Annotated in this window: 11 protein-coding genes; 1 reads left to right on the plus strand and 10 read right to left on the minus strand. The window is 49.0% G+C overall.

Translation table 11 applies throughout. The features are described from left to right. Positions 1-20 precede the first annotated feature (20 nt). Positions 21-1,193, minus strand: a complete 1,173-nt coding sequence (locus CN378_RS07080) for a cation:proton antiporter (protein ID WP_098351197.1) — start codon at positions 1,191-1,193, stop codon at positions 21-23. 184 nt (positions 1,194-1,377) lie between these two features. Here CN378_RS07080 and CN378_RS07085 point away from each other — a divergent pair, with 184 nt between their 5' ends. Continuing rightward, the gene (locus CN378_RS07085; protein ID WP_098351198.1) at positions 1,378-1,686 is read left to right on the plus strand and encodes an AbrB/MazE/SpoVT family DNA-binding domain-containing protein; all 309 of its coding nucleotides are present in this window, start codon (positions 1,378-1,380) and stop codon (positions 1,684-1,686) included. Positions 1,687-1,709: 23 nt separating this feature from the next. Here the strand turns inward: CN378_RS07085 and thrB are convergent, their stop codons facing one another. The 9 genes from thrB to ilvC form a co-directional block, all read right to left on the minus strand. Then, positions 1,710-2,645 carry a homoserine kinase gene (gene thrB / locus CN378_RS07090; RefSeq protein ID WP_098351199.1) on the minus strand — a complete coding sequence of 312 codons (936 nt, stop codon included), beginning with the start codon at positions 2,643-2,645 and terminating at the stop codon, positions 1,710-1,712. Then, positions 2,642-3,703, minus strand: a complete 1,062-nt coding sequence (gene thrC / locus CN378_RS07095) for a threonine synthase (RefSeq protein ID WP_098351200.1) — start codon at positions 3,701-3,703, stop codon at positions 2,642-2,644. The genes thrB and thrC overlap by 4 nt, the downstream gene beginning before the upstream one ends. Then, positions 3,700-4,998: a homoserine dehydrogenase gene (locus CN378_RS07100; protein ID WP_098351201.1), complete on the minus strand. Its 1,299-nt coding sequence runs from the start codon at positions 4,996-4,998 to the stop codon at positions 3,700-3,702. The genes thrC and CN378_RS07100 overlap by 4 nt, the downstream gene beginning before the upstream one ends. A 465-nt stretch (positions 4,999-5,463) precedes the next feature. After that, positions 5,464-6,447 (minus strand): threonine ammonia-lyase, encoded by a 984-nt coding sequence (gene ilvA, locus CN378_RS07105; protein ID WP_257141052.1) that lies wholly within the window; start codon positions 6,445-6,447, stop codon positions 5,464-5,466. Next, positions 6,447-7,052, minus strand: coding sequence for a 3-isopropylmalate dehydratase small subunit (leuD, locus tag CN378_RS07110; protein WP_098351202.1), 606 nt, complete (start codon positions 7,050-7,052; stop codon positions 6,447-6,449). Before leuD ends, ilvA begins: the two co-directional genes overlap by 1 nt. A gap of 12 nt (positions 7,053-7,064) precedes the next feature. Further along, positions 7,065-8,480: a 3-isopropylmalate dehydratase large subunit gene (leuC, locus tag CN378_RS07115; RefSeq protein ID WP_098351203.1), complete on the minus strand. Its 1,416-nt coding sequence runs from the start codon at positions 8,478-8,480 to the stop codon at positions 7,065-7,067. Between the two features lie 55 nt (positions 8,481-8,535). Then, a complete protein-coding gene (leuB, locus tag CN378_RS07120; protein ID WP_098351204.1) occupies positions 8,536-9,648 on the minus strand; it encodes a 3-isopropylmalate dehydrogenase in 1,113 nt (370 codons plus the stop codon). Between the two features lie 61 nt (positions 9,649-9,709). Then, complete coding sequence (locus CN378_RS07125) at positions 9,710-11,260, minus strand: 2-isopropylmalate synthase (protein WP_098351205.1); 1,551 nt, start codon at positions 11,258-11,260, stop codon at positions 9,710-9,712. After that, the gene (ilvC, locus tag CN378_RS07130; RefSeq protein ID WP_079530754.1) at positions 11,247-12,278 is read right to left on the minus strand and encodes a ketol-acid reductoisomerase; all 1,032 of its coding nucleotides are present in this window, start codon (positions 12,276-12,278) and stop codon (positions 11,247-11,249) included. The genes CN378_RS07125 and ilvC overlap by 14 nt, the downstream gene beginning before the upstream one ends. Between the last annotated feature and the right edge of the window lie 16 nt (positions 12,279-12,294).

Genomic DNA, 12,294 nt, shown 5'->3' on the forward strand with positions numbered 1-12,294 from the left:
TCACATTTCTTACCAATTTATCAATAATCTTTCCCCTTCTTCTCCCCTTTTAGGAACAAGGTGGATAAGGGATAGATTCCCACACTCTGTATCAGGAGTGAAAGCATGATGACTCCGAACGTCAAGGAGTGCAGAAGAAAGGGGCCTTGGTCGTCTAAACCCAATAATAAAGCAACAGACATCGTACCTTTAATCCCCGACCAGGTTAAGATGAATACTTCCTTCCATCCATATGTCTTTCTCCATGTATCCTTCATTTTGACAACACCAATAATAATAACATAGCGAACGAATAATGAGAGAACAAATAGCAGGAAGATCCATCCGGTTAAAGAGAAAGATAAATATCGTGTCGTCTGGATGCCGATCAATAAGAATAAAAAGGTCAGGATGGTCGGTTCAATGACCGTCCAAAACCCATCCAGATCCTTCCTGAAGTGATTTTCCTTTATCGTTTTTCCGTATTCATAAGAAAGCAGGATTCCTGAAGATACAGTGGCAAGGACACCTGAAACCCCCAATTCCTCTCCTATATAAAAGGTTCCATATGCAAGGATGATACTAAGCATGATCTGATATCTCGAATCCGTCGTGAAATGAATGGCTTTACTCGCAATCCATCCCAGCGTCACACCCAGTACGATCCCCCCTACTGACACCAGCAGGAATTCCCCCATGAAAGATGAAACGGAAAATTTCTCCCCGCCAAAGTAGATTCCGGCTACCACCGTAAAGAGAACGATGCTTGTGCCATCATTGATCATCGATTCCCCCTCCACTACATCGGCTATGTCCTGTCTATTTGAAGACTCTTTCAAAACCGAGACCACAGAAACTGGATCCGTTGGAGTTAAGATTGCAGCAATCAGTAAAGCTTCTGTGTAGGTCATGGGGATCCATGGATGTAAACAATAGTACATGAGAAGGCTCAGCAGCAATGTAGTGATGACAATCCCTACCGTACTCAGGAGAGTGATGATCCCAGCATGCTTCTTTAGGGCCTTTGCCGGGAATTGATATGCGGATATAAATAAAAGAGCAGGGAGAAACCATTGAAAAATAATATCTTTCGTCAGGGTGACATCAGAAAATGCCGGAACGAACGAGAGACCGATCCCAACGAGAAGCAACACAACAGGAACAGGAACGTTCTTCTTCTTTTTATCAAAGGTAAAGACACTATAACCAATCATAAGCAGGAATAAAATATGTATAGGTTCGATGGTTCACACCTCCATTTACAAGTTACTATTTCCACTCATCTTATTTTACTAAACTTCCCTCCCAACCTTCTTCCTATTTTTTCAAAATCGCGTTTATTCTTTTATAAGGATGGTAAAAAGAGAGTAGCAAGGATAGTGAAAGCAGGTGATGCGAATGTTAAGTATGATGTACGGCAGCAAACCATTCAGCAAAAGCGGCACGATTACCCTTCCCCACAAATGGAGACAAAAATTCGGGCTGTTGCCCGGAAAGCTTGCGGAGCTCGTTTATCAAAACGATTGCCTCTATATTATGCAAGCCTCAAAGGACTCCACCCATAACAAACGCTATATCTCAGAAAAAGGGACCGTCCATATACCAAAGGAACTACGGGAAGAAATGGGGATGACTTCCCAATCCTCCTACTCCCTACACATCAATGAAAAAGAGAATTGTTTCATGCTGACCCGGGAGAAAGAATGAAACAAGGTCCGTCCCTCGCCGCTTTAAAGCGATGAGGGACGGACCTTTGGTTGTTGGAGAGTGATGCTGCTGCCGGACTTGGCAATGGATAGTTTACGGACGTCCATGGATGGGAAGGATTGTTCGATCTGACGGAATAGCCATTCGCTTGCTTCCCGTTCCACGAAGCAGGCAATCGTCGGACCGGCACCGCTTAATGCGACACCGAATGCACCGAATCGGTCCGCCACTTTTTCTACTGCATCATAATGGGGCAGCAGCTTCCTTCGGTGAGGCTGATGATAACGATCCCGCTTCATCATCTTACCGACCATTTCCCAATCCCCGGTCAAAAATGCCGCCACTAATACATTGGATATCGCTCCAGCCCCTACGGATTCTGCAAATGAATGAGTGGACGGCAGGACATTTCTCGAATCTGATGTTTTCAGCTCCGCTTTCGGGATGACACATACTACATCGATCGGAAGGTCAGGGACCGTTATGAGGTTGACGCCCTTTTCATGCTGACAGCTGACGATGAATCCTCCGTAAAGCGACGCCCCGACATTATCGGGATGCCCTTCAAACCGATTGGCAAGTTCAAGTTTCTTCTCCTGAGTCAGGTTGAGGCCGCATAAGACATTGGCGAGCTCGATCCCTGCCACGACGGCTGCTGCACTGGAGCCGAGGCCCCTCGTCAACGGAATATCACTTGATACATACAAATGACATGGAGCCGGCTTCTTTCCATATTCCTCCCCCACTTCCTTTGCCACCTCTACAATGAAATGGGACTCATCAGCCGGAAAGACCTCAAGGGCCGAGGAGAGAGGAATCACCTGCCAATCATCCGCCTCATGCGCCTCAACGGTTAAAAAGACATTCAAAGCCAAACCAAGTGAATCAAATCCGGCTCCTAAATTAGCTGTACTTCCCGGGACGACGATTTTCCATGAGCGCGGGTCCCGGCCCTTCATACTCCGATCGTCCCCTTAATATAATCCTTCACCATTTCGCGGTCGTTAGGGAGCTTCACCGGTGTCACCGGGCTGCACTCCATGGCCGTGACCGGATCTTTCAGGCCATTACCCGTCAGTACCGCGACTACCCTTGACCCTTGTTTAAGCAGGCCTTTTTCTAATGACTTCTTTATCCCTGCGATGGAAGCACATGAAGCCGGCTCTGCGAAGATCCCTTCTTTTCTTGCCATGAGCTGATAGGCTTCCAGGATTTCTTCATCCGTCACTTCATCGATATGCCCATCGGATTCCTTCAGCGCGTCGACGGCCAATGTCCAGCTAGCCGGGTTTCCGATCCGGATCGCAGTGGCAATCGTTTCGGGTTGGGGAAAGACGCGGTCGTGAACGAGAGCCGCTGCCCCCGATGCTTCAAAACCAAACATCCGGGGAAGTGTTGAAGCGTTTCGATCTGAATACTCTTTAAAGCCTTTCCAGTAGGCTGAAATGTTCCCGGCATTTCCAACAGGGATCGCAAGTACATCCGGAGCTCCCCCCAATCCTTCTACCACTTCGAAAGCAGCCGTCTTCTGTCCTTCGAGGCGGTATGGATTCACTGAATTGACAAGAGTGACCGATTCGGTTTTGCTTAACTCACGTACAATTTCAAGTGCTTCATCAAAATTCCCGTCGATGGAAATGATCTCAGCCCCGTACATGACGGCCTGTGCCAATTTTCCTTGAGCGATCTTCCCCTCTGGAATCACGACGATGCACTTGATCCCCGCCCTTGCTGCATATGCTGCAGCAGATGCCGAAGTATTACCGGTCGATGCACAAATGACTGTCGAGCTTCCGGATTCCACCGCCTTCGCAACTGCAAGTACCATGCCCCGGTCCTTAAAGGAGCCCGTCGGATTGGCCCCCTCTACCTTTGCGTAAAGCTCGATGCCCCATTCCTCGGATAGTGACTTCAGCTCGATCAGCGGCGTGTTCCCTTCGTTCAAGCTTAAAAGGGGAGTATCTGCATTTAATGGAAGATGTTCTCCGTACTGTGCCAGTAATCCTTTCCACCTCATCCTTTTTCCCCTCCTTCTACGCGATATGAGCTTTCAATTGAATGAATGGCTTCATAATCCTTCAGTTCCATGAGGATATCCTCGTAATGATCGAGTGATGCTTTGTGGGTCACCAGGACAATTTCAGCAAACTCATCGCTATCCAGCGGGTTCTGCAGTATTTTTTCGAAACTGACTCCGTGGTCCGAGAAGATCGACGTCAGTTTGGCTAAAACGCCTACTTCGTCCTGGACGTGCAGACGCAGGAAATATTTCGAATGGATCTCATCGGGTTCTTTCAATTTTTTCGGGAACTGCGGATTTACGGCACTCTTGCCCGTGACACCCAATCTCATATTCTTCATGATTCCCACCATATCCGATACGACGGCTGTAGCCGTCGGCAGACTGCCTGCACCCGGCCCGTAAAACATCGTTTCCCCTACCGCTTCGCCGTACACATAGACGGCGTTATATTCGTCGTGAACCGATGCAAGGGGATGCTCATTTTGCAAGAGAGTCGGCTCCACGCTCACCTCGACCTTTTCCCCTTCACGGTGAGCGTAACCAATGAGTTTCATTGTATATCCGAATTGCTCGGCATATTGGATATCGTCACCCGTTACTTCCGTGATGCCTTTCACTTTCACATCCGCCAGATCCACGTTCATCGAGAAGCCTAATGTGGACAGGATCGCCATCTTCCTCGCTGCATCCAGGCCACCGACATCTGCCGTCGGATCCGCTTCAGCGTAACCGAGTTCCTGAGCTTCCTTTAATACATCATCGAAGGTCCGTCCCTCTTTCGTCATCTTCGTCAAAATGAAGTTGGTCGTCCCGTTGACGATCCCCATCATTTTGGTGATGCGGTCCGAGGCGAGGCCGTCTACTAAACTTCTTAAAATCGGGATGCCTCCCGCTACGCTTGCTTCGTAGAACAGGTCACAGCCGTTTTCGGAGGCTGCCCTCAGTAATTCCGGTCCGTGAAGAGCCATGAGGTCCTTGTTTGCCGTTACGACATGCTTACCCTCGTTTAACGCATGGAGGAGATGCTCCTTCGTTGCTTCGATTCCACCCATGACCTCGACCACAATATCAATTTCAGGATCAAACAGGACTTCCTCAGGATTTAAGGTCAATATGCTATTCTCGATTTCCAGTCCCCTATCTTTCTCTAAATCCTGAACAAGGGCTTTTTTCACCGTTACCGGGCAGCCGATTTGATGGGACAGTTTATCCTGATGATTTTCTACGATCTTCACCACTCCGGCTCCCACCGTTCCGAGTCCTAAAAGTCCGATTGAAATTGATTCCATAAGCCGAAAACCTCCATTTGTATATTTCTGATGTACATTTGTTCTTATATAGTGGACATTATAGTTGAAAAAATTACCTATTACAATAGGTTTTTGTGTATTTTCTGAATGTAAGAGCTTACAAGTATAATTGGTTATGATCGCTTTAGTTATCTCCACGAAAAATTCATGCAGGATTTGTACTTTTCAAAGATCACCTATGATTTGTTGATCTTTCTCGGGTTTTGTGGTGCTTTTATCTATTATTGCGGCACTTCCCTACCCCAACTTGTAGATAATTGCGTCATTATAGTGAGTAATTGCGTCATTATTATGTTTATTGCGTCTTTTTCTCGATAATTGCGTCTTTTTACATAGTAATTGCGTATTTTTCCATTTATAGGAAAAATATCGAAACCATATCAACTTACTATAAACAGAGGACCGCCCCCAACTACTCGCATAGTTAAGAGCCGTCCCATCTTTTTACACGATATGATGCAGCTGTCTGGCCATTTTGGAAAGATCCCGGTACACAGGGATTTTGCTTGGATCGGCATTCCCGCCACTGATGACACAGCCGACTTTCTTGCCCTGCACGTTTACCTTTTGGCACATGGCTGCTGCTAAGGAGGCGGCTCCCGCTCCTTCGACGAGAGTTTTCTCCCGTTGAAGCATGAACATGATGCTATAGGAGATTTCTTCATCCGTCACCGTCACCATGTCGTCTACATACTTCCGGATAATTGGAAACGTGAGCTCTCCAGGCTTTTTGACAAGAATGCCATCGGCAATGGTGTGCACATGCTCGAGGGATCCTTTGTTTCTGCCGGTGAAGAAGTTGTACGTAGCAGGCGCTCCCAGTGCCTGCACACCAACGATTTGCACCCGTGGGTTAAATGCCTTTACGGCCAGTGCCATCCCTGCGAGCAAGCCCCCTCCGCCGACAGGGACAAGGATCATGTCCAGATCACTGAGTTGCTGAAGCATTTCCAGTGCGACTGTCCCTTGCCCAGCCATCACTTTATGATCATCAAATGCATGAACATACGTTGAGCCATTTCTGATTTTATCTTCCAGTGCTGCCCCGTAGGCCTCCTGATAGGTGTCTCCCGTGAGGACGATTTCAGCTCCGTAATGTTTCGTTGCCGCAATTTTCGTGGAAGGTGTCCGTTTTGGCATGAAGATTTTCGACGGAACTCCGCGCAGGGAAGAAGCAAGCGCCACACCCTGTGCATGATTTCCTGCAGACGCGGCAATGATGCCCCGCCCGGCCTCTTCTTCAGACAATGACATGATTTTATTCATTGCGCCTCTTACTTTGAAAGAACCTGTTCGCTGCAGGTTCTCCATTTTCATATAGATCTCTCCACCAGTGAACGTATTCAGCGTCGATGATTGCTTTAACGGTGTTCGATGCACCTGATGACTGATTCTTTCCATCGCTTCTACAACTTCAGTGTTATCCATTAAATTCCCAAGCCACTCACCTCATAATTTTTTTCGTATTGTTCAATATCTTTATCGTAATGCAGCGTTAAATCGATTTCATCCAGCCCCTTTAGAAGCATCGTTTTCCAGTAGGGATCGATGTCAAAGGAGACACGGAGTCCTTCTGAATCACAAATGGTCTGATGCTCAAGGGACACTTCGATTTTATACAAATCTACCTGACTCTCATTTTTCAGAAGCGCATCGACTGTCTTCTCATCCAGTTGAATCGGCAGGATCCCATTTTTTAAGCAGTTATTATAAAAAATATCAGCGAAGCTCTTCGCAATGATCACTCGAAATCCATAGTCCTGGAGGGCCCAAGGTGCGTGCTCCCTGGAAGATCCGCAGCCGAAATTCTTTCCGCCAAGGAGGATCCCTGCGTCCTGATATTGTGGGGTATCCAATAAGAAATCATTTCTTAAGGACTCCCCATCGTCTTCAAACCGCCAATGATAAAACAGGTACTGCCCAAAGCCTTTGCGTTCGATCCTTTTTAAAAATTGTTTCGGGATGATTTGATCGGTATCTACATTGTCTCTCCTGAGAGGAAACACTTTATCTTCCACATGATTGATCGCCATGGGATTCACCTCCTATGAAATCGGCAGCTTCTCAAGTTTACGCACATCTGTCAGTTTACCGGTCACAGCCGCCGCTGCGGCCATGGACGGGCTCAGCAGGTGGGTTCTCGATCCATTTCCCTGCCTTCCTTCAAAGTTCCGGTTGGACGTGGATGCACAGCGCTTGCCCGGTGGAACGAAATCGTCATTCATGGCCAGGCACATGCTGCAGCCTGCCTCTCTCCATTCAAAGCCGGCTTCTTGAAAGATCGTATCCAGGCCTTCCTCTTCGGCCTCTTTCTTCACCTTGAACGATCCAGGAACAACCAATGCGGTGACGCCTTGTTTTACACTGTGCCCTTTTACCACCTCAGCCGCCGCCCTCAAGTCGCTCAAGCGTGAATTCGTACACGAACCGATGAACACATAATCAACCTCGATGTCCTCTATCCGCATCCCGGCCTTAAGCCCCATATAATGAAGCGCCCGCTCTACCCCTTCCCTTTCAGAAGGATCCCCGTACTCTTCAGGATGAGGGACGGACCTAGAAATCCCCGCACCCATCCCGGGATTCGTTCCCCATGTCACATGAGGTTCGATTTCTTCACCCTTCACTTCAATTTTGTGATCATATCTTGCATCACTGTCGCTCGTCAAAGACTTCCATTCTTCCTTGCACTGTTGGAACGATCGATCCTTAGGAAGATATTCTCTTCCCTCTAAATAGTCGAAGGTCGTTTCGTCGGGACCGATCAATCCTGCCTTGGCACCTGCTTCGATGCTCATATTGCAAACCGTCATTCTTTCTTCCATGGACAGATTGCGGATCACGTCACCGGTAAATTCGATGACATATCCGGTCCCGAATCCCACTCCATACGTGGAAATGATGTTCAAGATCACGTCTTTGGCCGTGACGCCGAATCCAAGCTCCCCCGACACTTCCACTTGAAGGGTTTTCGGTTTCGACTGCCAAAGGGTCTGGGTCGCAAGTACATGCTCCACTTCACTCGTCCCGATCCCGAAGGCCAGTGCCCCGAACGCTCCGTGGGTTGAAGTATGGCTGTCTCCACACACGATGGTTTTTCCCGGCTGGGTCAGACCGAGCTCTGGTCCGATGACGTGGACAATCCCTTGATCGGGATGATGGATATCGGCAAGAGTGACGCCGAACTCATCGCAATTCTTCTTCAACGTATCCATCTGCAGCCGGGCGATTTCATCCCTTATGATGTGACGCTCCCTTGTCGGAACGTTGTGATCCATGGTGGCGTAAGTCAAATCGGGTCTTCTCACCTTGCGATTCTTTAAGCGCAGGCCTTCAAATGCTTGGGGGGACGTGACTTCATGTACAAGGTGCAGATCAATATACAATAAATCCGGCTTTCCCTTTTCCCTGTGCACAATGTGTTTTTCCCATATCTTTTCGATGATATTTTTCCCTGCCATGAACTCCCTCCTCGTTCATAAAAATTTTATTCCGTGCTAATCGGGTACTTCTTATTTATAAATAAGCTGCCAGGATCGAAGACAGCGCATGATCTGCTTCCAATCTCTCTACGACCAGCTGGCTCATGGCACCCGTCCCGACAACGGTCCCGCGGCCCATCGTCCAAAGGTCTCCGGTACGGTAGCCTGCGTTCAGGACTTCCTGGACGCCCATTTCGATCATTTCCGCTTCTTCTTTTAAACCGAAGGAATGGCGGAGCATCATGGCCACCGACAGAATCATGGCCAGTGGATTGGCTTTTCCTTTTCCGGCGATATCAGGGGCTGATCCGTGTACGGGTTCGTAAAGACCGAAGGAGTCCCCCCTTAAACTGGCGGAAGGGAGCATTCCCAGGGAGCCTGTGATCATGGAGGCTTCATCACTCAGGATATCCCCGAACATGTTCTCCGTCACGAGGACATCGAATTGCTTCGGCTGATACATCAGCTTCATGGCCGCGACATCGACCAGCATGTGTTCCACTTCAACATCCGGGTATTCAGGAGCCACTTCATTCACGACTTCACGCCACATTCGACTCGTTTCCAGAACGTTTGCCTTGTCGACGGAGGTTACTTTTTTCTTGCGCTTCTGAGCCAGCTTGAAGGCTTTATGAACGATTCGTTCGATTTCACTTTTCTCATAAACGAGTGTGTCCACCGCTACTTCGTCCCGCTTCCCCTGCCGACCTGACGGCTGACCGAAGTACAATCCTCCTGTCAGTTCCCTGACAATCACTAAATCCACTTCTTCTACAATCTCCCGTTTCAGAGGAGACGCACCCAGTAAACTCTCAAATGCTTTCACCGGTCTCAGGTTCGCGAAAAGGTCGAACTCTTTGCGGATGGCGAGGAGCCCTTTTTCAGGACGAAGCTCTTTCGGGAGATGCTCCCACTTCGGTCCTCCCACTGCTCCCAATAGGACGGCATCGCTCCCTTTACAAAGCTTGATCGTTTCAGGAGGTAATGGTGTACCGAAGCGATCAACGGCAGATCCGCCGATGTATCCTTTCTCCACTTCGAATTCATGGCCGAACCAATCACCCACTGCCTTCAGCACTTCTAATGCCCCGTCCATGATCTCTTGACCGATACCGTCTCCTGGTAGTACAGCGATTTTTTTCTTCATTAGAATTACCTCCTGTTATTGGGTTTAGTAGAGGAGCCTTGAACCTCAAGGCTCCAGTGGTTTATAAGCTCGCTTCCACCGCTTCTTTCTCCCTAGAGTAAGATCGTTGTGCCGAGCGATTCACGGCATTTAAATAAGCGCGGGCGGATGCTTCCAACACATCCTGTGCGGTTCCCCGTCCGCTTGTCTTTTCACCGTCGTATTCCAATCGGACGTATACTTCGGCAAGGGCATCACGGCCGCCGCCCACTGAATTGATCTTGTAATCCAGCAGCCTGGATTTGCCGGGCAGGATCCTTTCGATGGTATTGTAGATGGCTTCCACGCTTCCCGATCCCGTCGAAGCAAGCCGGGTCACGTTTCCATCCTCGAACTTCAATTCGATCGTGGCCGTCGGGATATTGTCCATACCGTATTGAACCTGCATTCTTTCTAACGTAAATCCAACTCCGTCATCCATTTCTGTTTGCTTATTGGTCAGGATGCTGAAGAGGTCTTCATCGACGATTTCCTTTTTCTTATCTGCCAGATCCTTGAAGGTACGGAATGCTTCATTCAGCTTTTCATCCGTCAGTTCAAAGCCCAGTTCGACGGCCTTGTTTTTGAATGCGTGACGGCCTGAATGTTTTCCAAGGACGAGACGGTTGGAGTTCACTCCAATCAGCTCCGGTGTGATGATTTCGTAGGTTGTTTTCTCTTTCAATACCCCATCCTGATGGATCCCTGACTCATGCGCGAAGGCATTGTCACCAACGACCGCTTTATTGGCCGGCACCCTCATTCCCGTCAGCTTGCTGACAAGGGAACTGGTTTTCTTGATTTCATCCAGCTTCAGGCGGGTGGTCGCTCCGTAGAAATCTTCACGGATCCGAAGGGCCACGGCGATTTCTTCCAGGGCTGCGTTCCCGGCACGTTCACCGATTCCATTGATGGTTCCTTCAATCTGATCGGCCCCGTTTTCAATGGCGGCAAGTGAGTTGGCCGTCGCCATTCCCAGGTCATCATGACAGTGAGCCGAGAGCTTCACACCGTCGATATTCGGGACATTTTCTCTTACGTATCGAAACAATTCACCGTATTTATGAGGAGTGATATACCCTACCGTGTCAGGAAGGTTAATGACGGAAGCCCCTGCTTCAATCACTCTCTCCATGATCTTGACCAGAAAGTTCAGATCCGATCGGCACGCATCCTCCGCCGACCACTGAACGACGGGGAAAAATTTCTTCGCGTATTGAACGGCCTGGACGGCTGTATCGATGACCTGATCCGGTGTCATCTTCAGCTTATGGGTCATGTGGATGGGAGAAGTGGCAAGGAAGACATGCAGCCTTGGTTCCGCCGTTCCTTTAAGGGATTCCCATACCGCATCGATGTCCCGCTGCTGCGCCCGTGCAAGCCCCGTTACCGAGCTGTTCTTGATCGTGGCACCGATTCGCTGCACGGCATCGAAGTCCCCTTTTGAAGCTGCGGGAAAACCGGCTTCAATGACGTCCACCCCGAGTCTCTCCAGCTGTCTCGCCACCTCGATCTTTTCAATCGTATTCAGATTTACGCCCGCTGACTGTTCTCCGTCCCGAAGAGTCGTGTCAAAGATCTCAATGGTTCGCACTCGCTACCACTTCCTTTTCTTTAGTAGAAGGTTTCTGTACAAATGGCATCATTTTACGAAGCTCTCTTCCAACGACTTCAATCGGATGCTGACTTTCACGCTGATTGATGGCGTTGAATTCCGGTCTGTTCGCCTGGTTCTCCAGGATCCATCCCTTCGCAAATTTTCCTGTTTGGATATCCGTCAATACTTCCTTCATGCGGGCCTTCGTTTCTTCGTTCACAACACGTGGACCTGAAACGAAGTCTCCCCATTGAGCAGTGTCGGAGATCGAGTAGCGCATCCCTTCCAGTCCTTGCTCATACATCAGGTCAACGATCAACTTCAATTCGTGTAAACACTCGAAATAGGCAACTTCCTTTTGATAGCCGGCTTCCACCAGCGTTTCGAATCCTGCTTTCACCAAGGATGTCACTCCTCCGCACAATACCGCCTGCTCCCCGAATAGATCGGTTTCCGTTTCTTCCTGGAAGGAGGTCTCAAGGATTCCTGCACGTCCTGCCCCTACACCTTTTGCATAAGCGAGAGCAAGCTCCGCGGCTTGACCCGAAGCGTCTTGATAAACCCCAAAGAGTGCAGGTACCCCGGCTCCTTCTTCAAATGTCCTTCTTACCAGATGCCCCGGTCCTTTCGGTGCGACAAGGAATACGTCTACATCTTCCGGAGGGACTACTTGATGGAAATGGATATTGAATCCGTGTGCAAATGCCAGTGCTTTACCTGAGGAGAGGGCCGGCTTGATTTCTGCTTCGTACACTTTCGGCTGATGCTCATCCGGCAGGAGAACCATGATGACATCCGCCTGTTCACTTGCTTCCCTTACGGAGTAGACATCGAAGCCGTCCTTTTCCGCCTGGTCCCACGACTTCCCTTTCCGTAATCCCACTACAACATCAAATCCGCTTTCCTTCAGATTCTGCGCATGTGCGTGACCTTGTGAACCATAACCGACTACCGCTACCTTCTTCCCTTTTAAAACCTCTTCATTCACATCTCCGTTATAATATACCTTTACCATTTCCCTCATCCTCTCC

This window comes from Bacillus sp. AFS015802 (assembly GCF_002561455.1).
Lineage (GTDB): Bacteria > Bacillota > Bacilli > Bacillales > Bacillaceae_B > Rossellomorea.